The 26629-nt window shown below is 43.3% G+C and carries 25 protein-coding genes and 3 pseudogenes; 16 read left to right on the forward strand and 12 right to left on the reverse strand.

Translation table 11 applies throughout. From position 1 onward, the window contains the following. Positions 1-186: 186 nt before the first annotated feature. Together AAY47_RS16300 and AAY47_RS16305 are read right to left on the reverse strand one after the other, a co-directional pair. Positions 187-1404: a DUF819 domain-containing protein gene (locus tag AAY47_RS16300; RefSeq protein ID WP_047771185.1), complete on the reverse strand. Its 1218-nt coding sequence runs from the start codon at positions 1402-1404 to the stop codon at positions 187-189. 69 nt (positions 1405-1473) lie between these two features. Further along, on the reverse strand, positions 1474-2220 hold the full coding sequence (locus AAY47_RS16305; protein ID WP_152669827.1) for a M15 family metallopeptidase: 747 nt from the start codon (positions 2218-2220) through the stop codon (positions 1474-1476). A 337-nt stretch (positions 2221-2557) separates the two neighbouring features. Here AAY47_RS16305 and pyrI point away from each other — a divergent pair, with 337 nt between their 5' ends. From pyrI to nrdG, 4 genes are all read left to right on the forward strand, one after another. Beyond that, positions 2558-3022 carry an aspartate carbamoyltransferase regulatory subunit gene (gene pyrI / locus AAY47_RS16310; protein WP_047771187.1) on the forward strand — a complete coding sequence of 155 codons (465 nt, stop codon included), beginning with the start codon at positions 2558-2560 and terminating at the stop codon, positions 3020-3022. Positions 3023-3160: 138 nt separating this feature from the next. Beyond that, a complete protein-coding gene (gene ridA / locus AAY47_RS16315) occupies positions 3161-3547 on the forward strand; it encodes a 2-iminobutanoate/2-iminopropanoate deaminase (protein ID WP_047771188.1) in 387 nt (128 codons plus the stop codon). Positions 3548-3804: 257 nt separating this feature from the next. Continuing rightward, entirely contained in the window at positions 3805-5718 is a 1914-nt protein-coding gene (gene nrdD, locus AAY47_RS16320) for an anaerobic ribonucleoside-triphosphate reductase (RefSeq protein ID WP_047771222.1), read from the forward strand. Between the two features lie 4 nt (positions 5719-5722). Then, positions 5723-6184, forward strand: a complete 462-nt coding sequence (gene nrdG, locus AAY47_RS16325) for an anaerobic ribonucleoside-triphosphate reductase-activating protein (RefSeq protein ID WP_047771189.1) — start codon at positions 5723-5725, stop codon at positions 6182-6184. A gap of 8 nt (positions 6185-6192) precedes the next feature. On the opposite strand, the gene AAY47_RS16330 is transcribed toward nrdG, so the two are convergent. Both AAY47_RS16330 and bhsA read right to left on the reverse strand, forming a co-directional pair. Then, a complete protein-coding gene (locus AAY47_RS16330) occupies positions 6193-6624 on the reverse strand; it encodes a YhbP family protein (protein WP_047771223.1) in 432 nt (143 codons plus the stop codon). Between the two features lie 118 nt (positions 6625-6742). Then, complete coding sequence (gene bhsA, locus AAY47_RS16335) at positions 6743-6994, reverse strand: multiple stress resistance protein BhsA (protein ID WP_047771190.1); 252 nt, start codon at positions 6992-6994, stop codon at positions 6743-6745. Between the two features lie 287 nt (positions 6995-7281). Between bhsA and AAY47_RS16340 the strand changes: the two genes are divergently transcribed. Next, positions 7282-7632, forward strand: coding sequence for a GIY-YIG nuclease family protein (locus tag AAY47_RS16340; RefSeq protein ID WP_304437604.1), 351 nt, complete (start codon positions 7282-7284; stop codon positions 7630-7632). Here the strand turns inward: AAY47_RS16340 and AAY47_RS16345 are convergent. Continuing rightward, positions 7595-8104, reverse strand: coding sequence for a GNAT family N-acetyltransferase (locus AAY47_RS16345; RefSeq protein WP_047771192.1), 510 nt, complete (start codon positions 8102-8104; stop codon positions 7595-7597). The genes AAY47_RS16340 and AAY47_RS16345 overlap by 38 nt on opposite strands. Next, entirely contained in the window at positions 8098-8238 is a 141-nt protein-coding gene (locus AAY47_RS22895; RefSeq protein ID WP_235428386.1) for a hypothetical protein, read from the reverse strand. Before AAY47_RS22895 ends, AAY47_RS16345 begins: the two co-directional genes overlap by 7 nt. Before the next feature lie 319 nt (positions 8239-8557). On the opposite strand from AAY47_RS22895, the pseudogene AAY47_RS22900 reads away from it, so the two are divergent. Further along, positions 8558-8641, forward strand: a pseudogene (locus AAY47_RS22900) (peptidase); the annotation flags it as partial. A 247-nt stretch (positions 8642-8888) separates the two neighbouring features. Here the strand turns inward: AAY47_RS22900 and AAY47_RS16355 are convergent. Continuing rightward, positions 8889-10088, reverse strand: a complete 1200-nt coding sequence (locus tag AAY47_RS16355) for an MFS transporter (RefSeq protein WP_047771193.1) — start codon at positions 10086-10088, stop codon at positions 8889-8891. 124 nt (positions 10089-10212) lie between these two features. On the opposite strand from AAY47_RS16355, the gene AAY47_RS16360 reads away from it, so the two are divergent. Then, the gene (locus tag AAY47_RS16360; protein WP_083446746.1) at positions 10213-11121 is read left to right on the forward strand and encodes a LysR family transcriptional regulator; all 909 of its coding nucleotides are present in this window, start codon (positions 10213-10215) and stop codon (positions 11119-11121) included. A gap of 48 nt (positions 11122-11169) precedes the next feature. Here the strand turns inward: AAY47_RS16360 and AAY47_RS22450 are convergent, their stop codons facing one another. Further along, on the reverse strand, positions 11170-11367 hold the full coding sequence (locus AAY47_RS22450) for a hypothetical protein (protein ID WP_047771195.1): 198 nt from the start codon (positions 11365-11367) through the stop codon (positions 11170-11172). Between the two features lie 82 nt (positions 11368-11449). Here AAY47_RS22450 and AAY47_RS23080 point away from each other — a divergent pair, with 82 nt between their 5' ends. Next, entirely contained in the window at positions 11450-11572 is a 123-nt protein-coding gene (locus AAY47_RS23080; RefSeq protein ID WP_255334759.1) for a hypothetical protein, read from the forward strand. 240 nt (positions 11573-11812) lie between these two features. On the opposite strand, the gene AAY47_RS20085 is transcribed toward AAY47_RS23080, so the two are convergent. The 4 genes and pseudogenes from AAY47_RS20085 to AAY47_RS21825 all read right to left on the reverse strand — a co-directional run bounded on the left by AAY47_RS20085 (position 11813) and on the right by AAY47_RS21825 (position 13998). Continuing rightward, positions 11813-12445 (reverse strand): hypothetical protein, encoded by a 633-nt coding sequence (locus tag AAY47_RS20085; RefSeq protein ID WP_053014318.1) that lies wholly within the window; start codon positions 12443-12445, stop codon positions 11813-11815. Between the two features lie 35 nt (positions 12446-12480). Continuing rightward, entirely contained in the window at positions 12481-13374 is an 894-nt protein-coding gene (locus tag AAY47_RS22455; protein WP_200897800.1) for a hypothetical protein, read from the reverse strand. Positions 13375-13391: 17 nt separating this feature from the next. Beyond that, a pseudogene (locus AAY47_RS23355) lies at positions 13392-13691 on the reverse strand (transposase); the annotation flags it as partial. Positions 13692-13860: 169 nt separating this feature from the next. Further along, positions 13861-13998 (reverse strand): hypothetical protein, encoded by a 138-nt coding sequence (locus AAY47_RS21825; protein ID WP_200897801.1) that lies wholly within the window; start codon positions 13996-13998, stop codon positions 13861-13863. A gap of 76 nt (positions 13999-14074) precedes the next feature. On the opposite strand from AAY47_RS21825, the pseudogene AAY47_RS21830 reads away from it, so the two are divergent. The 8 genes and pseudogenes from AAY47_RS21830 to recB all read left to right on the forward strand — a co-directional run. Next, positions 14075-14206 (forward strand): annotated as a pseudogene (locus tag AAY47_RS21830) (IS982 family transposase); the annotation flags it as partial. A 506-nt stretch (positions 14207-14712) separates the two neighbouring features. Beyond that, complete coding sequence (locus AAY47_RS16385) at positions 14713-15219, forward strand: prepilin peptidase-dependent protein (protein ID WP_235428388.1); 507 nt, start codon at positions 14713-14715, stop codon at positions 15217-15219. Next, positions 15216-15827, forward strand: a complete 612-nt coding sequence (locus AAY47_RS16390) for a prepilin peptidase-dependent protein (protein WP_047771198.1) — start codon at positions 15216-15218, stop codon at positions 15825-15827. The genes AAY47_RS16385 and AAY47_RS16390 overlap by 4 nt, the downstream gene beginning before the upstream one ends. 23 nt (positions 15828-15850) lie before the next feature. Then, complete coding sequence (locus AAY47_RS16395) at positions 15851-16294, forward strand: YgdB family protein (protein ID WP_047771199.1); 444 nt, start codon at positions 15851-15853, stop codon at positions 16292-16294. Beyond that, entirely contained in the window at positions 16291-16662 is a 372-nt protein-coding gene (locus AAY47_RS16400; protein WP_047771200.1) for a prepilin-type N-terminal cleavage/methylation domain-containing protein, read from the forward strand. Before AAY47_RS16395 ends, AAY47_RS16400 begins: the two co-directional genes overlap by 4 nt. Further along, the gene (gene recC, locus AAY47_RS16405; protein WP_047771201.1) at positions 16655-20077 is read left to right on the forward strand and encodes an exodeoxyribonuclease V subunit gamma; all 3423 of its coding nucleotides are present in this window, start codon (positions 16655-16657) and stop codon (positions 20075-20077) included. Before AAY47_RS16400 ends, recC begins: the two co-directional genes overlap by 8 nt. A gap of 19 nt (positions 20078-20096) precedes the next feature. Further along, on the forward strand, positions 20097-22982 hold the full coding sequence (gene ptrA, locus AAY47_RS16410) for a pitrilysin (RefSeq protein ID WP_047771202.1): 2886 nt from the start codon (positions 20097-20099) through the stop codon (positions 22980-22982). Next, positions 22979-26629, forward strand: coding sequence for an exodeoxyribonuclease V subunit beta (gene recB / locus AAY47_RS16415; protein ID WP_047771203.1), 3651 nt, complete (start codon positions 22979-22981; stop codon positions 26627-26629). Before ptrA ends, recB begins: the two co-directional genes overlap by 4 nt.

Raw genomic sequence — 26629 nt, forward strand, 5'->3', positions numbered from 1 at the left:
AGCTCTTTACTCGAAGCAACCTGTTTATTTTTGACTAAAAAACATTCGTGATCTTGCCCTGCCCATACAAGAAGGTTATTTTTATTAAGCTCTTCAATTAATATATTGATATTATTTTTCATTAATTATGATTAGCTCCTACTCTACTTAATTCCTACATATCCCAAAGAGCATCATTATGCCATATCACAAATTACCCACCACAAAATAAACAAACGTCCCCACATAATTACCAATTACGTAGCCGAATGTACCAATGACCATAATCGGGCCGACCAGATTGAACCAACCACGGCTGATTGCCATTGCGGCTGCGGTAGTTGGTCCACCAATATTGGCATTACACGCCAAAATGTTTTCCTCCAGGCTGAACTTAAACACTTTCCCCACGGCAAAAGTCAGTATCAAGTTGAGCATGGCAATGACAAAGACGAAAGCAAACAACAGGGGCGCATGGCTGATAATGACCTGGACGGATGCCGGTATGCCAATGACAACAAAGAACATATAAATGGCGTAAGTCCCCAACTCCTGAGTGCCATTCAGTTTGCTGAATGTCTCTTTAAATATTGAGACGATAATGAAGGTGACTGTCGTCAGAAGCAGATATTTATCAGAAATCAGGCCGAAAATTAGCTCTTGGTAAATGTTGTTTGGCTGCCCAAGTAAGGTTTTTAACCATGATGAAAGATGAAATGAGAGCGCGACGATAAAAATCGACCATGCCAGCGATAAGGCGATGTCTTTTAGGGCAATATTTTTCGGTTTCCAATAAGTCGTCACCAAAGGTTGGGGTTTATCTGAATTAGGTATCTTCTCCATCTGATCAGTATATGGACTGCCCCAGAATCTCCTCGCCACAGTCCAACCGGATAAAAGTATCAGAATAATAAAATAGGCGGCCATCATAAAATTATCAGCCACGATAGTCGCAGCGACCATGCTCTGGGAAGTGCCCAGTTTGGCAGACATTGCCGCAAAATTAACCGCGCCTCCCGTGTAAGAAGCAGAGATCATGCCACTGATTTTATCTAATTCCGGTATGTACGCCTTGAAAAGCCAGAAGGAGGCAATCGTACCAATCATGGTCGCTACAGAGGAAATCAGAAAAAGTATCAGTAACCTCCCACTTTCTTTAAAGAGGCTATGCAGGTTGGTTTTAAATAATAATAAAGGGATCGCCAATGGCAGAATATATTGCCAAACAACATCGTAAGCCGGTGCTTCGACTGGAATAATATTGAAATTGGATGCAATGATAGCAATGATCAATGCAATCACTGCGCCCGGTATTTTAGAGGCCCATTTGAAACGCTGTTCCACCATTATGGCGGCAGCAACAGCAATCATGATAAAAGCCCAAAGTAGTAATGAATTGTCAGATGCAATAAGTGTATTTTTCATTATTTCCCCTGATGTTTATCAAATAAAAAAGAAAATAGTTACGCACTGACTTATTAAATGATTTAATTATTAAAAACATGGGGTTGTATCTATGGCACCATAAATAGCAGCCTGATTTTTATAAAATGCCCACATAGAATTCCCATAATCATAATGCCACCATTCAGTGGGTAAACTGGTAAACCCTACTTGCGTCATGGCTTGATAGAGTAATCGGCGATATAAAGTAGCAGGCATATTTTTTTCCGGCGCTTTTTCTAATGCGGCGGTGTAGGAAAGTTCGCTCACTTCATCGAACTCAGTTCCCAAAAACAGTGGATGACCCGATGCGATATCGAAGAGTGTGACATCCACGGATCCCCCTGTCAGATGCGGGCTGATCTGATTTTCTTCTACGGGCGCCGGAGCGACAAACTGCTGCAAGAGTTTTCGTTGTTCTTCTGCCGATAAGTCAGTATATTGCTCTGCAATCTTTGCCTGTGTTATCTCTTGCAATGCCTGTTGAGTTTCCCGTGAACGCCAGCCATCCAATACCAAAATCCCTAAATGGGCAGGAAGCAGTTGTGATGCCAATCTTAATTTTTCCGCCACACTTTTTCTTACCATACCATATTTAATCGCGCCTTTTATTCCCGCCAGATAATAAACAGATTTTTGCTTTAATTTATTCGAGTCAGTAATAATTTCTAAATATTCATCACATTCATAAATAGGAATTTTATTAATTATTTTCCAATTAAAATCTCTTTCTTGTGGGATCTTTTCCGCAGAATATTTTCCCAAATCGACATTTCCAGAAGAAGCAGATAACAACATATTTGACCTCACACTATCATATTGGAACAGGCATCATTTGAATAACAATACAATTACAGATTGACAACAGAGATGCAAGCCATCAAATTTTATTTACTTTTATGAAATTGAATCATCTTTTATACCAATCCAACTTCAAGATGCGTGTCATATTTCCCCGCGCAGCGGGGAAATATAAGGCCTCGCGTCGTCTTGCGGATTGCAACTTGAAGTTTATCGAGTATATATTCAAAAGCTAATCAGATGAAATGCCGAATCGTCTGTGACAAAATAAGCCGATTTCCTTGATCCCCTAATACCTGGAGGAGGAATACCGAGACGGTATTCATGACACAACATGACTCAAGACCATCAACTACAAGTAGAAGCGATTAAATGCGGCACGGTTATCGATCATATCCCCGCCCATGTCGGCTTTAAATTATTGTCGCTGTTCAAACTCACCGAAACAGACAAGCGCATTACTATTGGCCTGAACCTGCCTTCCAACCATTTGGGTAAAAAGGATCTGATCAAGATTGAAAACACCTTTCTGACAGAGCAACAGGCAAATCAACTCGCCGTGTATGCCCCACATGCCACCATCAATAACATTGAGAATTACGTTGTGGTTAAAAAGATGCCAATTAATCTGCCCGACCAGATCAACAGTGTTCTTGTCTGCCCAAACAGCAATTGCATCAGCCATAATGAACCTGTCAACAGCAGCTTCCATGTGATGTCAGAAAAAGACGATGTGGTATTGCGCTGTAAGTACTGCGAGAAAGAGTTTGATCGCCAGGCCGTTATCAATAACGGTTAACCGCCGGTTCAAACAATCTACCCGCGACCCGTTCACACAATCTGTAAGAATGTCCTGTATCAATTGATGTGGGACAGAGGATCACTATAATGGCGATCCAATAAATTTTTCCATTTAGATGTCAAACAGGAGTTTCTAATGTCACGTTCTATCCATACCGAGAATGCCCCCGCCGCAATCGGCCCTTATGTTCAGGGTGTTGATCTGGGCAGCATGGTTATCACTTCCGGCCAGATCCCTGTTGATCCCAAAACGGGGACCATCCCTGAAGAGGTGACGGCTCAAGCCCGTCAATCTTTGGAAAACGTTAAAGCGATTATTGAACAATCCGGCTTGAAAGTCGCTGATATCGTAAAAACCACGGTGTTCGTTAAGGATCTGAATGATTTTGCTGCCGTGAACGCAACTTACGAAGCGTTCTTCGCTGAACATAATGCGCCGTTCCCTGCCCGTTCATGCGTTGAAGTTGCCCGTCTGCCAAAAGATGTGAAAATCGAAATCGAAGCCATCGCCGTTCGTCGCTAATTTGCCGTTTTCCCAGCCCTGATCACTCGGTATCAGGGTTGATATTCCCGTCTGGTTTTCCTCTTTTTCTTTGTCTGAGATCAACTTTTTAGGTTGTATATTGGCTTATAAAACCCACATATTGTGCTTTAATATAATAAATAAACTATATATAGTATTTATACACAAAATTATCCACATCAAAACAGAAAGAGAGTCTTCCTCTTATTTTTGCTGTGAATAACATATTGAGGTGCCATATTGTGAAAATGGTTGTGATGCAACAGGATGATGTGAGTAAAGGCAATACCTGTAAACAGGCTTCCCATGCATGGCATGATCGATTGGATCAAGACATTCGGGGTCTGATCGAGCAAAGTAATTTCTCTCTTCTTAATGAAAACGCCAATAAAGACAGTAAGGTTATTCCAACCCAGCGTGATCTATTGGCGGGGATTGTCGCCCGACAATATGCCAAGCAGCATATGCTGCCGCATGATGTGGTGCAGGCACACGATAGAGGCGAAATTCACTATCATGATCTGGATTACGCCCCGTTTTTTCCTATGTTCAACTGTATGCTGATCGATTTGCAGGGCATGCTGACTAACGGCTTTAAAATGGGCAATGCGGAAATTGAACCGCCTAAATCCATTGCTACCGCCACTGCGGTTACTGCCCAGATTATCGCGCAAGTTGCCAGCCACATTTATGGCGGAACAACCATTAATCGTATTGATGAAGTCCTCGCTCCTTTTGTGAAAGCCAGTTATGACAAGCATCTGGCCATTGCCAAAGCGTGGAATATCGTAGATCAGGCTGCCTATGCAGAAGCCCGCACAGAAAAAGAGTGTTATGACGCTTTTCAGTCTCTGGAATATGAAGTCAATACGCTGCATACCGCTAATGGGCAAACGCCGTTTGTCACTTTCGGTTTCGGCTTGGGAACAACCAAAGAAGCCCGCCTGATTCAAATCTCAATTCTGCGCAACCGCATTGCGGGTTTGGGAAAAAACCGCAAGACCGCTGTCTTCCCAAAACTGGTGTTTACTATTCGTGATGGATTGAATCACCGGTTTGGTGATCCGCACTATGACATTAAATTATTGGCCCTGGAATGTGCCAGTAAACGCATGTATCCCGATATTCTCAATTATGATCAAGTGATCAAGGTAACGGGATCATTTAAAACGCCAATGGGTTGCCGCAGTTTTCTCAGTGTTTATGAGGAAAACGGTCAGCAAATTCACGAAGGGCGTAACAATTTAGGCGTTATCAGCCTGAATCTTCCCCGTATTGCGCTTGAAGCCAAGGGGAATGAAGATGATTTTTGGCAAACTTTAGATCAACGCTTGTTACTCGCCAAAAAAGCGCTGATGACGCGAATCTCTCGCCTCGAAAAGACTAAAGCTCGCGTTGCCCCGATCCTCTATATGGAAGGTGCCTGTGGTGTACGCCTGAAAGCGGATGACAATATTGCCGATATTTTCAAACAGGGTCGTGCTTCTATCTCGTTGGGCTATATCGGCATTCATGAAACGATAAATGCGTTATATGGCAATCACATTCATCTGTTTGATGATGAACGGCGCCAGCAGAAAGCCATCGAGATTGTTAAACACTTACGTAAGGCCGTCGATCAGTGGAAGCAGGAGACGGGATATGGTTTTAATTTGTACAGTACACCCAGCGAGAATTTATGTGACCGCTTCTGCCGTTTGGATATCGCTGAGTTTGGCGTAATCCAGGGTGTCACTGATAAGGGCTATTACACCAACAGCTTCCATCTGGATGTAGAAAAAAAGGTCAATCCCTACGATAAGCTGGACTTTGAAGCGCCCTATCCGCCATTGGCAAATGGGGGTTTTATTTGCTATGGCGAGTATCCCAATCTGCAACATAATTTGAAAGCATTAGAAGATGTCTGGGATTACAGTTATTCACGTGTGCCTTACTATGGCACCAATACGCCCATCGATGAGTGTTACCAATGCGGTTTTACCGGAGAATTTGCCTGTACCAGCAAAGGGTTCACCTGCCCCCAATGTGGCAACCATGATCCAGCCCATGTTTCAGTGATTCGCCGTGTTTGTGGTTACCTTGGCAGCCCGGATGCCCGCCCATTCAATGCAGGTAAGCAGGAAGAAGTGAAACGCCGTGTGAAACATCTCGGCCATGGGCAGATAGGTTAATAGCATGAATTATCATCAATATTATCCGGTTGATGTGGTGAATGGTCCCGGCACCCGCTGTACGCTGTTCGTGTCAGGTTGTTTGCATCAATGTCGTGGCTGCTACAACCAAAGTACATGGCGAGTCGATTCAGGTCAGCCTTTTACGCAAGCCCTCGAAGATCAAATCATTGCCGACCTGAGCGATCACCGGATTAAACGGCAAGGTCTGTCACTGTCTGGCGGTGATCCGCTGCATCCTCATAATGTTCGCCGCATACTGCAACTGGTTAAACGTGTACGGGAAGAATGCCCGGATAAGGATATCTGGCTGTGGACAGGTTATGTCCTCAATGAATTAAGCGAAATTCAGCAGGAAGTTATCAGTTACGTTCATGTGGTAGTGGATGGGAAGTTTGAACAAGCGCTGTATGATCCCACGTTAATTTGGCGAGGCAGCCATAATCAGGTTATCCACTATTTATGATAGGAAAATTAACGCTGCCAGTGTAATTTTTTGCCAAAACCGAGGGTGTTATTGACCATTTTGATTTCATTGATATTAAGTTGCCAGATGGGGGATTTGGCGGCTAAAGCGATGGGAAAACGGCGGCAATAATGCGCTCTGGGGATGGATTCGGCTTCACCTGTCAATCGCACGACTTCACCACGAAATTGGACCCCTTTGATTTGTGCAATATTGCGGGTTTGGCCGGCAACCGTACCTGCAACGATAGGATTGTTTTGCATCATCTGACCGTGGCGAGTATCGGACTCCGTCATAAACCAGAATGCCATGCTATCCGCATCAAAGACATAAAAGCAGTTCGCACACCATAAATCCTGGCTTGAAGAAGTGCAAAGCGTGATGACATGTTGCCTGGCAAGATATTGACGAATTATTAAAATTTCTTTATTTAAATCCATATATTTCCATACCGTTATTTTATTCAAATCATAACAGAACACGATAGGCGCCTTATCCAGTTACGTGTTATGTATTTGACTCAATAAACCCTGAGATTTAATATAGAAACACGATAAATTATTTATAAATTTCAGCAACACCAGCGAGTTGATTCTGGCCATTTGCCGACACAATACGGAAATAGGTTGCGCCAGCTTCATCAGCTTTTTTGGATAACTCTGTGGTCAGGCTATCGAGTGTCTCTGCACCGCTCACTGAAATAACACCGATTTTTTCTCCCTTAGCAACCTGAACTTCGGTAGCGGCAAAAGAACCGAAAGAAACTGCACCTAATGCTAAGGCAGCGACAATATTTTTGACCTTTTTCATGTTTTTCTCCTCTAATCATTTTTAAAATAGAGTTAATCTCTTGTAACTGTGAGCATGTTATACACTTGTTCAGATTATTATAATTAACAATTATTGCTATATTCTTTCAATTTTTTTGAAAAAAAATACCGCTATGGGTTAATAAATGGCATATAATTTAAATAAATTCATTTTGTTATATTTAAAAACCATCAAAAACTCAGCTTATAACCACATTTATCACTAAAATATGAATTAATTTCCCATACAAATTAACTAATTGAAATTATTAAAAATAAATAATGACTATTAACGTATCTAACTGGCATATCTATCTGATCAGAACACGAAACGGAAGCTTATATACCGGAATAACGACCAATATATCTCGTCGATTTAGGCAACATGCAGCCGGAAAAGGCGCAAAATGCCTAAGAGGGAAAGATCCCTTAACGTTGGCCTATCAAAGTCAGGTAGGGGATAAAGGCGTAGCATTGAAAATGGAATATCGTGTGAAGAAACTGAATAAACAGCAAAAAGAAAGGCTAGTTATCGACCAGCCTCTCTGCATAACGACTTATTTAACCAAAATCGGTTCATCTGAGAAATCTTTCACTCAGGTCATGCCCACAGGTGATCAAAATGGGCAGGATAAGTAACCAGACCGTGACAATCTCCCTGCGAAATATCAGCCAGGGGATAGATCAAAAAGTCATTCTCGCAATCGGGCCATTGGCAATATACCTGATATTCAGTCGCAAGCTTAAAACCAAAACGGCTGTAGTATTCTGGCTCTCCCAGTACCACTACCGCGCCATAGCCAAACTCGTTCAGGCTATCCAATCCTTCATAAACCAATTTTTCACCAAGCCCATGACTACGATACTGTTCCGCCACTGCCAATGGTGCCAAACCTACCCATTGATGATCTTCACCATTGATATCAACGGGCGCAAAACCGGCATAACCAATCACATGGCCTTCACCGTCAGTCGCAACAATACCTAGTGTCAATAAACCATCTTCTCTTAGTTGATGAATTAACTCAGCCTCTGCCGATGTTTCAAAAGATTGCCGCAACAAACGATCAATCCCCATAGCATCGACAGGAATTTCGACCCTGATTAACATGACGATAACGCGCGATCATTCTGATCAGCGCCCTCTTTCTGTCCCGCTTTGATCAATTCAGCCAGAAGCAATAGACCAAAGTGAAGGATGGATGGCATAGATCCCACGTCAATGGAATCCATCTGATTTTTCACATGTAGTCCCAATTTTGTATTCCCTTCAACCCATAAACGACGCTGAAAAGCTATGTTTCAGGATATTCCCTGCGGGCAGCTATAAAGATGAAATTATTGAAGTTAACGCCTTTATTTTTCAACCAATACAATTACAAAAATGTCAGCTTATCTTCTGCTAATGCTTCACGAAATTACCAGCCGAGCCATTGTGCCAATACTGGGTTCTGTAGGGCAAATAGCTATGTGACATTCGCACGGAAACAGCCCCAAATCAATACATTTAATAATCTGCGTCACTACCATTCACCGCTACCATTCACTTTTCAGGGGTTATGTCATGGAGCTACTTTGCCCCACAGGTAATTTGCCTGCCTTGAAATCGGCTGTCAATAATAGTACTGCTGCAATTTATATAGGTCTATATTGTCAGAACTTCGCAGACAAACTGAGTTCTCTGGGGGGTTTTGGCACAATTTAGGGTTAATGAACAAAAAGGAATACCACTGGTATTAGAAAATAACCCTGACCGTGATGAATACTGGCGGGGCATTGCGGGGTTGTCACTGTAATATTGCATACCTGGCCAATCTTACAGCATAACCACGCAATCTGTTGCTTTGGAAGCCACGATAACTTCCGAAGTGTTCGCTTCTTCCTGTAACAGGATATTATGGCGAGTTAGAAACTGAACGTTTCTCACGCATGGATGGAATAACCATTTGCCACACAAGGGATATGATAGCCAGTATACTCACTCCTGCACCTACCCATGTCAGTGTGTCTAATCCCCACCCTCGTACCGTAGTACCACCCATTATAGAACCCAAGACAACCCCGGCATTAAAAGCTGCGATATTCATGCCAGAAGCGATATCCATTGCATATGGTATGTGCCGCTTTGCTAACATAAGTATCCTTGACTGCAACGGTGGAATTGCCCCATACGTTGCCAAACCAAGTAAGGCCGTCAAACCAATCATCAATACAGAGTTGGTAAGACTGAAAGTCATCGCTGCGAGCACAGCCGCAATACCGACAAGAAGAATCAGTGAGGCAATATCCATTCCTTTTCGATCAGTCAATCGCCCTCCCCACACCGTGCCAATAGCGGCTCCAATACCGTAAGCAAGCAACACTCCACTGGCTGTTTCAGCACTGACTCCTGTAATCGTTAATAATATAGGGGTAATAAATGTGTACAGGGCAAATGAGGCAGTATAGGAAAACATTGGAACGCTTGCTCCTGCCAGTAAGCGTCGATCAAAAAGGATAATAAGATGGCGCCAACTCGCGGCTACTTTCACTTTCATAGCCCGCTCCCCGGAATCTTGTGGCATTTTGGATCCAATACCAATCGTTCCAACCAACCCACAAACAGCAATAACTAAAAATATGACATGCCAATTCAGTATACTACCCAGCCAAGTTCCCACGGGAACACCTAAGGACATGGCAATAGTAACACCACCGAATACCCACGCAAGGGCGGTTCCAGCACGTTCAGACGGAACCAGACGAGTCGCTATTCCAGATGCTACAGCAAAAAAAACACCATGTGCCAGACCAGATAATAGCCGTGCCGCTAAAAGAAGAACCAAGTTTGCTGATACGGCTGCTATCAGATTTCCAAGAGTAAAGGCCAACATTGCGGTAAGAAGTAAGCGTTTTCTCGACCAATTAGCTGCGAGTGCAGTCAGAACGGGTGCTCCAATCACAACACCTAACGCATAGGCGGTCACTGTTAACCCAATACTGGTGACATCTACACCAAGATCTACCGACATCACAGATATCAGCCCAATAGTAATAAATTCTGTAAACCCTATAGCAAATGCACAAAGCGAGAATATATATATCACGAATGGCATTGAAGACTCCCCTTATACGCCCAAAATGCATTAATCTGAATTCAAAATGCCTAATCAGTATCATATTTTTATTTAGTGCAATAAATATCCATAATGGATAAAAACTTATGATAAGGTGTCACTAATGGTACTACGTAACCTTGAAGATTTAAGTGTATTTATCAGAATCATCGATACAGGAAGTTTCACTGCGGCAGCTCGAACTTTGGGGTTATCGCCCACAACTGTCAGTAAACAAATTGCACGCCTGGAGAAAAGCCTTGGCATCGTCCTCTTTGTAAGAAGTACTCGATCATTACGCATTACACCTGAAGGAAAGTCGATCGCTGAAAAAGTGAGAACTGCATTAACACTGGTTGAAGAAGCAACTGAAATAGCTAAGGATGGTAATAAATCTCTCACAGGTTTGATTAGACTGACCGCACCAGTCCCCCTTGGTATAACCTATGTAACTGATGCAATTGCAGAATTTAGAAAGAAATATCCGTCTGTAGGATTCATATTACATTTGACAGACAAAGTTGTTGATCTTTATAAGGCCGAGATGGATTTAGCGATCAGAGTGGCAAATTTAACTGATTCACGTTTAATTGCCAGACGATTAACAGAGAACAAACGAATTTTAGTCGCATCACCTAATTATCTCAAACTACATGGTGAACCTCAGTATCCAGAAGAACTGGTTAACCATAATTGTTTGCTTTTTTCCGCCTCTGGAAATAAAAGTGCGATATGGTCACTTCACAACGAACAAAATACTAAAGCAATTTCACTCTCAAGTGATTTAATCGCCAATAATGGTGATGTTTTGCGAACGTGGTGTGCAGCCGGACTAGGTATAGCACTTCGAGAAACGTGGGATGTATCAAGTTTAATTCGCTCAAACAAACTCATCCAGATCTTGCCAGAATGGCAAGAAGAAACCTCCCCGATTAATATAGTAAGGGCTGGAAAACGACCAATTCCACAACGTATAAAAAGTTTTATTGACTTCCTCACCGAAGAATGGAAAATTCCCCCTTGGGATCAATAACAGAACAAGTCAGTAAAATTCTCATTATCCCAACTTGTTCCTGCTATTTTACAAAATACTTTGAATGACACCACCATCAACACGTAATGCAGTGTATGAACGTGCCAAACGAATACCACTTAGCACATTAATATTAAAATAGTTAAGCCATTCATCATCGCTAATTTCAAAAATTGGTTTAGGAGAAAAAATTCCATATTCATTAAGAATATACATTAATGATATTGATACGCTTAAGAAAAGCATGATTATTACTGATGTTACCTGGAGTTTTAGGCAACAAATGAGGAATACGAAGGGATTAGTTCCTTTAAATGGAGCAGTAAAAATGCAAGGAGCACTTGGTGTTAGTGCTAAATCTTCGGGTACGCTAGGTACTCAAAGTAGTGGTTATGGTGGTGCTACTTTCGGTGGTTCGTCCGGTTGGAATTACACACCGAAAGAAGAATAACCCCAAATAATATGACTCAATTATTAATTATAACAAAAGCGCCTGAATCGGCGCTTTTGTTATCTTTTTAAAATGTTCATATCATAGGTGACTATTTAGTAGTCGCGTATAATATATTATATATGTTGATTCATACACGATCTAATAAATTGGCAATTACAGTATAACTAAGTTTTACACTTAACCTGCCAATCATTATGGTTTTTAAGGTAAATGGCAGGTGAATATTAGAGTTAGATTTTATGGCTTAGTAGCAAGTTGCTCATAACCAAGTAATGTTGCTGGATTACATGATTCGTATCCCCATTTAGGTAACCTTTGTATATTTGTTTTATATTCTTGTATTAATTCTTCTAAGTCTGAAGGTTGATCTATTAAAAGAATACACTTCATTTTATCGAAATATGTTTTCGAGGATGCTCTAGCAAATATTTCTAAGGCACCGTAAAAACGATTAATATATACACTGGTATTTGGAAGCCAACGGCTGTAAAATTCATTGTGCTGAATCTCTGATCTCATGAATAGGATAAAATCAGCTTGTATGAGATAATTGAATTCTACACCTGATTGCTTGCTTCTTTGCTTTAGAAGGTCTGCATGTAAGGATAAACGTCTTAGTTCTAATCTATTGTTTCTATGTTCCAAAGACTCTACGAATTCACGAAAAACTTGATACCCAACCATTGTATTTCGTCCATAATCTAATTTTACACCTACATAATATTGCTGTATTAGTAAATGGTTTAACGCTGTAAATCTTTCATACTTTATGAAAATAGCAACTGCATATAAAAATAGTTCGTTAATGATAAACTTTAAATTATCAAAATCCCATGTATTCCAGCTATTAACATTTTCTGGTCGACTCATATATGGAATCAAAGATTCAAAGAAACGGTGAAGTTTCAGTATATTTTTTCTGTGGGTGCATATTGAGCTATTCCAATAAATAATGAAATTACTTCGTTTCTATAGGGAATAAACTTTTCAATGTTATCGATAACTTGATCGTCAAACTTACTATTTTTTTCTTTATTGAATATTCTGAATTTTTCAAGGTTACTTACAAGGGTGGTTAAATATTCATCAATAGAGCCTGATGCAAATGGTTTATTGTCTTTGATGGCGGAGATAGCTCTCTTATAATTAGCTGTTGTTCCAAGTGATATTCCATTTGATTCATCTAGAAATGATGGCCTCTTACCTATTTCAGGCCTAATGTAGAGAGGCTTATCGTAAATCCAACGCAATTTACGTAGTTCCGATACACTCAGGGCTACCCATCCCTCCGGCGTTTTTTTTCTCTGGTATTCGCAAAACAGCCAGGACCGCATGGGCCAATAATGACAACGTAATATGCCGATACCAGCATGCCACTGCCGGACTTCGTAATGATCCAGACCACATTCCCTTTTCGTTTCCTCAAATCCGCTTTCGATTTCCCCGCAGTGTCCGGCCACCTGAGCCAACGTTTTGAGGTCTGCCTGGTCTTTGTGTGCATAAACCACATAGTAAGCCCGTTCTTGCTTATCATCCCGGCTACGCCGGATTAGGCGATAATGACCATAGCCGCGTTCCTCTTCACTCATCTGTAAACGCCAGAGCGGGATACGCGCCCAGTCATACCAACGTTCTCCCTTTGTTCCCAACCCGGTTGACTGTTTTTCCCAATCGTCAGCCGTCAGACTGGCGGCAATCACGTCCGCCCTGACATAGCAAGGCGCTTGCCACCATAGTTGTTCATTCTTAGGGATCGCGAGGACAAAAGGTTGATACCGGGCTTCCAGCCAGCATCGCAAGCGGCGGTCATGCCCATACCGGCGGTGCCGCTATATTGGCGTTGGACGCCCGCAGAATGGGTGCCCTTTTTGATAAATCCGGTTTCATCAATGATAAGAATACCTTGCTCATCACCCAGATGTTCAATGACATAGTCGCGTAAGACATCGCGGGCGGCTTCTGCATCCCAGTGGGCGCGCTCCAGAAAATATTGAATGTTATCCGGCGAGCGTTCACCCAGCCATTCAGCTAGTTGCCAGCCATTTTTACGTTCAACATCACGGAGTAATCCCCGAAGATAGGCCAGACAACGTTGTTGAGAACTCGCAGAGTGAAACAGCGAAGTCAGACGGGAATGGGCGGTCAGGAGCTCCTGTTCCCAGAGATTGATCGGTGAGGCTATGTGGCACCTCCCTTAGGGTTAGGAAGAAGGAAGATAGCTATCATGACACAATATTAACTACGACTATAGTACTAATGGCCCAACACCCGGTAAGGTAAGCAAGCTAAGGCGGCTGTTGGGCCATGAAAGCCATGAGTTTTTCACGGGACACCATTTTGTTTTGAACGGGTTTCCCGGAAGAAGACATGATATTTAACTGAAACCCTCGCTTTGCCAGATCAATTCCGATAACTTGTTCCATTGGACACCTCTTCATATTTTTGCTGATGTATTCAGCATGGCTCACTGAAGCCGTTTTGGGGAGGTGTCCATTTCATTACTCAAGACACCGGAGCATCATCGGCTTTTTACTGGAGGTGGTATCAGGACTCATTGCTTATACATTCCAGCCGAAAAAGCCGAGCTTAGGTTTACGTGACCATGAAATTGCGATGCTTAAACAAAACTGAGGTTGTTTAGCACCCGCGATTGTAGTGGACAGGCGGTTGCGCCAGCTGGATTTGTGCGACGAGGGCGTTGAGCTTTTGCCGTTCAGCCTGGGACTTTCGCTGATATTGCTCACTTCAGGTGACTCAGCGATAAAGTGCTTTTTCTTTTTCATGGGAGAAAAATGACCTGACTGGCAGGATCAAGCAGGAGGCAAAAGCGGATCACGAGATAAACATCACACTTTTGTGTCAATGGGGGGCTGGTGAAGGGTACAAAAACAAAGGTAGTGAATTAATCAAAATAGAATAGTTAAAGAGTAGATAGTTATTCTGCTCTTTTTTATTTCTACGGTGAAAATATAGGTTTAATTTTGTGATCTATCTTGCAATTAAAATGCAACAAAAGAAAATATCTATTTTCCCTTCAAAGCGCTTCGCATAATTAAATCGTGGCACTGTTCATTTAGTTTCTAATAGTCGATATTCCCCTTGAGAAAAATTGAGTTGAATATAGACGCCAGAAAATAATGGAATATAAAAAAATTAACAATAGCAATGGATTTACTTTATTAGAATTAATGATAGCAATGCTCATCATTTCTATTAGCTTGTCCTGGGGATTGTATCATTGGGGGAAATATCAAAGCCGCCTGCGTTTGCAATCAGCGGTACATAATGTGTTGTCTTTTATGGAAAGGCAGCAGGCTTTAGCCAATTATTTAAATCAGGATCGTACCTTATGGTTAGTGACAGGACAGCCCTGGTGTTTGATATCGTCTGTCACCAAAATCGTTGCTTGTGATGAAGGTGATGGAGAACGCGTTGATTCCCCTCATGAAGATGTATTTTTGTCATTTTCTACGACTGATCGCATTGATTTTTACGGGATCAGAAATACAGCAATGCCAGCCAGTTTCATGCTGGCAAACTCGGCAGGTGACATGAGTATCATCGTTTCTGGACGTGGGCGAATCAGGACATGCAGTAATACAATTAACTCGTTTCCTAATTGTGAGGGCATAAAAACCCCATGATTCTGACTAACTTTTATTTTAAACAAAAACAGGCAGGATTCTCATTGTTGGAAATAATGGTAGCTCTGCTAATCAGTAGCGTGATTTTTGTTGCTATGACAAAAACGTATCCGGTTTTATCAGTCCAAATTCTCGATCTCTATCGTAAATATAGATTGCATTATTTGGTGAACAGAACGACTTATTTGATAGAGAAAGATATTCGGCGGGCAGGTTATTGTCGGGATAGAGAACAGTGCAAGGGTGATCCATTGGTCATTAACAATAAAAATACAGAAATTACTAACTCCTGTTTTATTGTTGCTTTTGATCTCAATTTAAATAATCAATGGGAAAAACCGGGACACATTGAGTCTGAGTTTTTTGGTTATCGTTTAAATAACCGAGCACTTGAGTGGGGAAGAGGGGCAGGCGATTGTCAGGAAAGTGGTTGGGAAAGGCTATTTGATCCAAAAGAGGTTGTCATTGATACCTTTCATCTTGAGAAATCACAAGCAAAAGGTAGGGTGATTTTTATCACTTTGTTCATTGATGCCCATTGGTTGAAATCCCCATCAATTGTGTACCGCCATCAAGCTACAATTCGGCTGCGTAATATCAGGGGATAAATATATCAAGGAAAGAAAAATAGATGGCAGAGAAACAACAGGGAAATATTCTGCTGATATCGATAATGATGCTATTGGCGCTGAGTTTGATGATGTTGAAAGCGCTCCATTATCAACAGGAAAGTGCGATGCTTATGATGATGGATGAACAACATTATTTGCAGGCTTTTTGGCGGGCTGAATCATCATTGATATGGGGCAAGGCACAGTCGTGGCAGATCAATCAGCAAGAAATAGGGGCTTGGGTTTGTCTGCAACATACTGAATTTAATTTGAAAAGTTGCCTAAAACACTATTCAGACAATCTTTTTTTATTAAAAGGGATTGCTCAATTTACATCAGGGGAAAAACTTGAACTTTATCAATGGATGAAACAGATGAAACCTCTAAATCAAGATACACTTATTCCTATTGAAAGCGGTTGGTTGGATTTTTGCCCTGTTGCTCAGGCTGAATTTTGTTTATGAAAACCAGAAGACAAGAGGGGATGAGTTTACCTGAAGTCATGATTGCATCTGCCGTATTTGCGATCTCTTTATTGGGTTTAATGCGTTACCACCAAGCACTGTCCGCTAATTTTCAACAATATTGGGGGCAGCTTAAAGCAGTACGGTATGTCCATAATCAGTTGGAACAGTATGAACGTTTGGCAGGCCAGATTGATTTGAAGAAAAAAGAAGAAGAGGCAGCTATACAGCGAGGCTGGAAAGTGGAAGTTCAACAAGAATTTCGTTCTTGGGGGTGCTATCAGGTAACGATTAAGTTGACAGTACATTACAATAAACCAAGTAAATTAGAACGCTGGTTTTGTACCAGTGGGAGCATTGATGTTTAGAGTTTATCATTCAAATCAGCTCGATATTCTCAAGGAGTTGATGGCGACATTGATTAGAGAAGATCCCCTTTCGGACCCATTTGGCAAAGAAGTGATTTTGGTTCAAAGCCCGGGGATGTCACAGTGGTTGCAAATTCAGTTGGCAGAAAAATTGGGTATTGCCGCGAACATGGAGTTCCCACTGCCGGCAACTTTTATCTGGCAGATGTTTACCCGAGTGTTGCCTGATATTCCCAAAGACAGTGCTTTCAGCAAGGATGCCATGAAGTGGAAGCTGATGACCTTACTGCCCGATTTGTTGACGGAACCGGAGTTTTCAGCACTCAGGCATTACCTTGATCAAGATATTGATAAACGCAAAATTCACCAGTTAGCTGGCCGAATTGCCGATCTGTTTGACCAATATCTGGTTTATCGCCCCCAATGGTTGGAAAGCTGGGAAAAGGGACAATTAATTGATGCTTTGGGTAGCAACCAGTTATGGCAAAAAAGGCTATGGTTTGAACTGACAGCCTACACTCGTCAATTACAACAACCTTTGTGGCACCGTGCCAATTTATACCAACGATTTATCACGACGTTGGAAGCAGGAAATTTTCCATTGGCGGCTCTTCCTCCGCGTATTTTCATCTGCGGCATATCTGTATTGCCTCCCTCTTATCTGCAAGTATTGAAAGCATTGGGTAAACATATTGATATTCATCTTATGTTTACGAATCCATGCCAATATTATTGGGGCGATATCCAGAGTTATGCCTTTCTTGCTAAGTTAACTAGCCGTAAGCTAAAACATTATAAAAGTAGACAATTGCTGGAAAGATTCAAAAACCCCGAAGAGGTGCCATCGCTGTTTAATGCCGAAGGGGAGCAGGAATTGAATAACCCATTGCTGGCATCTTGGGGAAAATTGGGAAGGGATAACCTCTACCTGTTGTCACAATTGGAGCCAGATTCCGATATTCATGCCTTTGTTGAATCAGAACCAGATTCTGTCTTGCACCAAATTCAGCAAGATATCCTTAACCTTGAAGATCATGCCCAGATTGGTTCTACCGACAATTCCTTTAAAAACAGCCTGAAAAAGCGCCCGATTAATAGTGCCGATCGCTCACTGTCTTTTCATTCATGCCATAGCCCGCAGAGGGAGATCGAAGTATTGCAGGATCAAATCCTGCATTTATTGGATGATGATCCTTCACTGACACCGAGGGACATCATTGTGATGATGGCGGATATTGATAGCTATGCTCCCTATATTCAGGCTATTTTTGGCAATGCGCCTGATGATCGTTATATCCCTTTTGCCATCTCTGACCGTAAAGTTAGTCAGGCGCACCCTGTCTTGCAGGCATTTATTACCTTGCTGGATTTGCCGCAGAGTCGGTTTACGGCAGAACAGGTGCTGGCATTATTGGAAGTCCCTGCTTTAGCTAACAAATTCTCGATTCAGGAAGAAGGGTTGCGTTTATTACGGCGTTGGGTAAAAGAATCGGGAATTTGCTGGGGGCTGGATGATGACAATATTGAAGCATTATCGTTGCCCGCTACAGGGCAGAATACCTGGCGCTTTGGCCTGACGCGTATGCTATTGGGTTATGCGATGGATAGCCATGCCGGGCCGTGGAACGATGTTTTACCTTATGATGAATCCAGTGGTCTTGCTGCCGAACTGGCAGGGCAATTAGCTGAGTTTTTAATGGCACTGAATCGCTGGCGTAAAATGTTGAGTGAAGAACAGCGATTGACGGATTGGTTGGCTGTATGTCCGCAATTGCTGGAAACTTTTTTTGTAGCGGATGACGAAGTTGAACTGGTTCTGGCGCTTATTACGCAGCAATGGCAAAAAGTAGTTGATAATGGACTGAATGCACATTATGCCGAAAGCATCCCTTTGGTGCTGCTGCGCGATGAACTGGCGCTTCGTCTGGATGATGAAAAGATCAGCCAGCGCTTTTTGGCCGGTTCCCTCAATTTTTGCACTCTGATGCCTATGCGTTCCATTCCTTTTAAGGTTGTCTGCCTGTTGGGAATGAATGATGGCGTTTATCCACGTACTATCCCGCCACTTGGGTTTGATCTGATGGCAGAAAAAACTCAGCGGGGGGATAGAAAACGGCGTGACGATGACCGTTATCTCTTTCTGGAAGCGTTAGTTTCGGCTGAACAATTTCTTTATATTAGCTATATCGGCAAATCGATCCGCGATGATACTGAGTGTAATCCCTCGGTATTGGTTAACGAGTTACTGGATTATATTTGCCAGAGTTTTTGCTTATCCGGCGATGAAATGTTGAATGTTGATGACAGTGCCAACAATGTCAGAAAACATCTGCTGTCACAGCATACCCGTGTGCCTTTTGCGACAGAAAATTTCTTACCAGCCCATCACTTACAAAGTTATGCCGCAGAATGGTTGCCAGCTGCGACACAACAGGGCGTTTCAGCCACTGATTTTTGTCAGCCGATTGGGTTTGATCGCAGTGAGGTAAAAGAAGTTGCATTAGATGAACTGATCCGCTTTTATCGATACCCTGTCCGGGCGTTTTTTCAGCAAAGGCTGAAGGTGCATTTTGTCATTGAAGAGATGGAGTTACCTGAAGACGAACCTTTTGTGCTGGATAACCTGCAACGTTATCAATTTAACCAACTGTTGTTAAATATTCTGATTGAACAGGGAGCACCTGAATCTCTGTTTTACCACCTCCGTGCGTCAGGAGGGCTGCCATATGGTTCCTTTGGTGAAGTTTACTGGCTGGAGCAACTGGAGTCCATGCAGCCTTTGGCCGCCAGGGTGCGTGAAGAGAGAACAGCCTCTTCTCCTATTGACCTATATGAGCCATTAGACACGGTGGTGTTAACTGGCAGCATCAGTCAGGTTCAGCCTGATGGCATTTTACGTTGGCGCCCAGCGAACTTAACGGCCAATGATGGTATCCAATTATGGATTGAGCACCTTGCCTATTGTCTTTCAGGTGGAAGTAGTGAAAGCCGCATGTATGGAACAGGTAAAAAGGGAAAAAAAGAGAAGGAAGATAAAAAGGTGTCAGAATATCGTTTCTTACCGTTAAAACCGGAGGAGGCGAAACACTATTTGAACCAGATGGTAGAGGGCTATTTTCAAGGCATGTCTGAGCCTCTGCCCTTATTTTGCCGAAGCGGCTGGGCATGGTTAGTTGACTGTTTTGATAAAGAAACTCGTGAAATCGATTTTCGTGAAGAGGTTCAACAAAGTGCTGAAAATAAATTAATGGAACACTGGTTAGGAACACATGACAGGAAAGGGGAAAGCGCTGATCATTACGTACAACGGGCTTTCCGGCAAGTTGATCAATCACTTTTGGAGCGAATGAAGCGTGAAACTCAGCGTTATTTATTGCCGATAGCACGCTATTCCAATGGATCGTTATTTAAATAATTAGGGAGAATATTAGGTTATGCCTAAATGTCTTATCCGCATCATGACGGTGCTCTTTCTGCTATTTTTTGGGGTTACTGTATATGCACAATCGCCCTGGCAGCCATTGCCAGAGACGATCCACAAAAGTGATCGCGATCCGCGTCAATATAAAGCGATTAAATTGCAAAATGGCATGACCGTTTTGCTGGTTGCTGATGAAAAAGCGATTAAATCATTGGCTGCCGTGTCTCTTCAGGTTGGCCATATGGAAAATCCAGATAATCAGCTTGGTCTGGCCCACTATCTTGAGCACATGGTATTGATGGGTTCCAGGCGTTACCCACAAGCAGGCGGATTTGCTGAATTCTTGCAAAAACATGGTGGAAGCCGTAACGCCAGTACCAATGCCAACCGTACCGCATTCTATCTGGAAGTTGAAAATGACGCTTTAACAGAAGCGGTTGACCGCCTTGCGGATGCGCTGGCTGAACCTTTGCTGGAGCCAGTCAATGCTGATCGTGAACGTCATGCCGTTGATAATGAAATGACCATCGCGCGGGCGGGTGAAGGGCATCGTTTATGGCAAATTCGTTCCGAGACCATCAATCCGGCTCACCCGAATGCCCGCTTTGCCGGCGGAAATTTAGAAACACTGAAAGATAAACCCGACAGCAAGTTACAGACAGCCCTGATCGATTTTTACCAACGCTATTACTCCGCTAATTTGATGAAAGGGGTTGTGTATGGCAATCAATCCATCGATAAATTGGCTCAGATTGCGGTAGAAACCTTAGGCCGTATTCCGAACCGACATGCTTCGGTGCCGGCCATTACCGTACCGGCAATTACAGATAAAGAAAAAGGCACCATTATCCATTATGTGCCAGCACAACCTTACAAAGCGTTGCGACTGGAGTTTAGCATTGCTGACAACAGCGCAGATTTTCGCAGTAAGACGGACGCCTATGTCGGGTATTTGCTTGGCAATCGCAGCCAAAATACCTTGTCTGATTGGTTACAAAAGCAGGGATTAATCGAAAGTATCGATGCCGGAGCAAATCCCAAAACGGATGGTAATTCCGGGACGTTTGATATTTATGTTTCACTCACGGATAAGGGCCTTGAACAGCGTGATCAAGTTATCGCAGCCATCTTCTCTTACATTAACCTGCTAAAACAACAGGGGATCAACAAGAGTTATTTTGATGAAATGGCTAAGGTTCTGAATTTGTCGTTCCAGTATGCATCAATCGTACGCAATATGAACTACATCGAAGGGCTGTCTGATGCCATGCTGGTATTACCTATATCCCATGTGCTGGATGCGGGTTATGTTGCAAATGCGTTCAACCCAAAGGCGATAGCGAGTCGTCTGGACGAATTAACGCCGGAAAATGCACGTATCTGGTTTATCAGCCCAACCGAGCCACATAACAAAGAAGCTTACTTTGTGCAGGCACCGTACCAGGTCAATAAAATTACGCCAAGACAGCGGGCGGAATGGAAAAAACGCGAACAGGGAGACTTATTCTCTTTGCCTGAATTGAATCCCTATATTCCTGATGATTTATCCCTGATTAAAACATCGGATAGCCAAAAACACCCTAAAATGATTTTGGAAAAGCCAAATGTTCGCTTGCTGTATATGCCGAGCCAATATTTTGCGGATGAACCTAAAGGCAGTATTGCATTGGAGATGCGCAATCCGAATGGATTGAAAAACATCAAAGATCAGGTTTCAGATACTTTATTGAGCTATTTGTCTGGACTGGCACTTGATCAACTGAGTTATCAGGCATCGGTTGGGGGAATGGGCGTTTATACCGGTTATGTTGATGGTTTGAAAATCGGCGTCAATGGTTATACGCAGCACTTACCCGCGTTGTTAACTTCAGCAATTAATCAATATATTTCGTTTACGCCGTCTCAGGAAGAACTGGATCAGGCGAAATCGTGGTATCGGGAACAGATGGAAGTCGCCAATAATAGCAAGGCTTTTCAGATGGCGATGCAACCTATTTCCCGCCTCTCTGGTGTGCCTTATTTTGAACAGGCAGAAAAATTAAAAGAGTTGGATACCCTCACTGTTGACGATATTGTCAACTACCGTCAGAGCATGATCCAACACTCGGCACTACAGGCCCTGGTCTTCGGTAATTTCACTGAACAGCAGAGTATTAATATCGTTCAATCAGTACAGAAGCAGCTCGCTAATCAGGGAACGATATGGTGGACTGGCGAGCACCTTGTCATTGATCGGCATTATGCGGTTAATTTCACTGGCACGGCGAATAGCACGGATAACGCTCTGGAAGAAATCTTTATTCCAACGGGGTATGACCGTATCCGGGGATCGGTTTATTCCAGTTTGCTGAGTCGCATTTTGTCACCGTGGTTCTATGATCAATTGAGGACGACAGAACAACTTGGTTATGCGGTTTTTGCTTTCAACCAAAATATCGGTAAACAGTGGGGATTGGGTTTCTTGCTGCAAAGTAACAGCAAGCAACCGGATTACCTGCATCAACGTTACCAGAGCTTCTATCAACAGGCTGAGAAAGCACTGAAAGCGATGTCTGATGCTGAGTTTGAACAGTATAAAAAATCATTGCTAATAGAAATGCGTGAGCCGCCACAGACTTTCTATTCAGAAGTGGCTCGCTTTGATGCAGATTTTGGGCGTAATAATTTCAAATTTGATACCCGTGAGAAAATCATCGCAGCGATGGAGAAAGCCACCAAAGCGCAGATGATTGCGTTTTATGAAAAAGCCGTGCTTAAACGTCAGGGATTGGCGCTGGTTTCCCAAATTACAGGGAAAAAAGGGACGGCTCATCAATATGCCGAGCTGAAAGGCTGGAAAACTTACGATTATGTGTCAGATTTCCAAAAACAATTACCGGTTAAGGTGAATGCTCAGTGAGCAAAGAAATACCCTCTCATAAGCTTAACCCGTTAACTCTGCCGCTGTATGGTCAGCGGCTGATCGAAGCGTCCGCAGGGACGGGGAAGACTTATACGATAGGCTTGTTGTATCTGCGGCTATTACTGGGATTGGGCGGCTCTGCCGCCTTTTCCCGTCCGCTGAGTGTTGAAGAGATTCTGGTTGTTACTTTTACGCAAGCGGCGACGGATGAATTGCGGGGACGTATCCGTGAAAACATCCACCAACTCCGCTTGGCTTGTATACGGAAAGAAACAGCGGCTAGCGATCCTATCTATCAGCAATTACTGGATGAAATTCCTGATAAAGAAAGTGCGGCCGGGTGGTTATTAGCCGCTGAACGCCAGATGGATGAGGCGGCGATTTATACCATCCACGGCTTTTGCCAGCGCATGTTAATCCACAATGCTTTTGAGTCTGGTGTCCTGTTTGATCAGACCTTAATTCAGGATGAAAACCAGTTACGCAAACAAGGCTGTGCTGATTTTTGGCGCCGTCACTGTTATCCCCTGCCATTGCCAATCGCTGCGGAAGTCAGCAGGATATGGAATGGGCCGGAAGCATTATTGAAAGATATTTCAGACTATTTGCACGGGGATATGCCGTATATCCTTAATGCCCCTGATGGTGATGAAACGCTGTTTAGCCGCCATCAGAAAATTATTGAGCAGATTGAGGTGATAAAACGCCAGTGGAATGATGCCGCTTCCGGGTTAGAAGAACTGATTGCTAATTCAGATGTGGATAAACGTAGCTACAGCAAAAAACATTTACCTAACTGGCTGAAGAGTGTTTCTGAATGGGCTAAATCACCCACCAAAGATTACCTGTTGCCCAAAGAATTGGATAAATTTTGTCAGTCACGCTTATTAGAAAAGACTAAAAAAGGGGAAGCTCCGCAGCATGCGTTGTTTGCAGCAATTGAGGGTTTATATCAGCACCCGTTGACATTGAAAGATATCATCCTCTCCAAAGCGATTGTTGAAGTTCGCCAGTCGGTTAATCAGGAGAAGCTGAACCGTGGTTACATGGGGTTTGATGATTTGCTGACCCGTTTGGACAGTGCCTTGCGGCGTGCAGGAGGAGAGCAGCTTGCAGCCACCATTCGGCAGCGCTATCCCGTCGCAATGATTGATGAGTTTCAGGATACCGACCCACAACAATATCGTATTTTTCAGGCCATATATCGCCATCAATCAGAAAATGCACGGGCTGAAAACGAAACGGGCTTATTGTTTATTGGCGACCCCAAACAAGCGATTTATGCGTTTCGTGGGGCCGATATTTTTACTTACATTCGCGCTCGTTCTCACGTTAAAGCCCATTACACGCTGGAAACAAACTGGCGTTCTTCTGCATCAATGGTGCAGTCTGTCAATAAACTGTTTTCCCGCCCGGAATTCCCGTTTTTGTTTGCACAAATTCCATTTCTTGACGTTAATGCCGCAGAGAAAAATCGTGGGCTGAGATTTTCCTTACATGGTGAGGATCAAGCTGCCTTACGATTTTGGTTACAGTCGGGTGATGGTGTTTCCAAAGGGGAATATGAGCAAACGATGGCCCGACAATGTGCGGCCCAAATACGGGATTGGTTGCAGGCAGGGCAAGAAGGAAAGGCGCTTTTATATCAGGCAAAAAATAAACCAACAGAAGCAAGCCGACCGGTGATGGCGGCAGATATTACGGTTTTGGTGCGAGATCGGCGGGAAGCCGCATTGATCCGTCAAGAGTTGAACGCACTGAGAATACCCTCGGTTTATCTTTCCAACCGGGAAAGTGTGTTTGATACCCCGGAAGCGAAAGATTTGCTGTGGTTGTTACAGGCAGTATTGGCACCGGAAAAGGCGCGCGAATTGCGCAGTGCATTAGCCAGCAGTCTATTTGGCTTAAGTTCACAACAAATTGACCAGTTGAATAACGACGAAAGGGCGTGGGATCGTCTGGTTGATGAATTTGATGGCTATGCCCGTTTATGGCGTACTCGTGGCGTATTACCCATGTTGCGGGCAGTCATGGCGAAATACCGGATAGCAGAAAATCTGCTGGCCGGTGATGACGGTGAACGCCGGCTGACCGATGTTATGCACATTGGTGAGTTGTTGCAGGCGGAATCTCAACAACTAGATAGCGAACATGCTGTTGCTCGTTGGCTGGCACAACAGATTTCACGCCCGGATCCGCAATCAGAAAGCCAGCAAATGAGGCTGGAGAGTGATCGACATCTGGTGCAGATCTGTACCATTCATAAATCTAAGGGATTGGAATATCCGTTGGTTTGCTTGCCTTTTGTTTGTGGTTACAGGAAGCAGAAACTGGCGGTGTATCATGATCGCCATCACTTTGAGGCTTGTCTTAATCTTTCTCATGATGATGAAGCGTTGAAAGAAGCTTTGGAGCTGGCTGATGAAGAACGTCTGGCCGAGGATTTACGCTTGCTCTACGTTGCATTAACCCGTTCGGTTTATCACTGTAGCGTCGGGGTAGCCCCGCTTATCAAAGGGAATAGAGGAAAAGCAGGTGATACTGATTTGCACTTATCTGCCCTTGGATACCTGCTACAAAAGGGGCAAAAAGGGGATGCACAATTACTGGTTAACAGCCTGAATGCGCTTTGTGATGACAGCATAGAAATAAGGCAAGCGGGAGATACCACTGACTTGCCATGGTGCCCCCAAAGTGAAAATACGCTGTCGCTGGAAGCCCGAAAATTGCAACGTTCCGTTCGGGATAACTGGCGGGTGACGAGTTATTCGGGGTTACAATATTCCGCTTCCCACGCCACTTCCTCCATTTATGCGGGGACATTTGGGGAATCAGTTGATGTGATAGTGCAATCCATTGCTCCGAAGCTGGATATTGAAGCGAGTGGTGAAAAGCAGGAAGAACAATCGTTACAGATGACGCCGCATACTTTTCCGCGAGGGGCGTCTGCGGGCACATTCCTGCACAGTATTTTAGAAGATCTGGATTTCGGCAATCCTCCGGATCGGTTGTGGCTGGTGGAAAAACTGACCGCGTCAGGATTTGATGAAAACTGGGCACCCATATTGGAGCAGTGGGTAGAGGATATTCTGGGCGCAGAGCTGAATGAGCAAGGAATGAAACTTGTCGGTGTGCCTCGTCATCGGCAGCAAAGTGAAATGCAGTTTTACCTGCCAATAGATAAGCTATTACATGCAAAGGAAATGGATGCACTAGCCCGTCGTTATGATCCGCTGTCTGCGCAATGTGCTCCGTTATCCTTTCATCAAGTCAAAGGCATGTTAAGAGGTTTTATTGATTTGGTTTTTTGCTGGCAAGATAAGTTTTACATCGTGGATTACAAATCAAACTGGTTAGGTGAGAACAGCCAGTCATATACGCAAGAGGCGATGGCAAGAGCCATGATAGAGCATCGTTACGATTTCCAGTATCAGCTTTATACTTTAGCGCTGCACCGTTATTTGCGTCATCGGTTAGCTCATTATGATTACCGCCGCCATTTTGGTGGCGTGATCTATCTGTTTCTGCGGGGTATTGATAAAGATAACCCGGGGCATGGTATTTATTCCTATTTGCCTCCCTTTGAATTTATTGACGAACTGGATACGCTTTTCAGTGCTGTTGGTAAGGAAAAAAGCGTATGA

This window comes from Xenorhabdus griffiniae (assembly GCF_001028135.1).
Classification (GTDB): Bacteria; Pseudomonadota; Gammaproteobacteria; order Enterobacterales; family Enterobacteriaceae; genus Xenorhabdus; species Xenorhabdus bakwenae.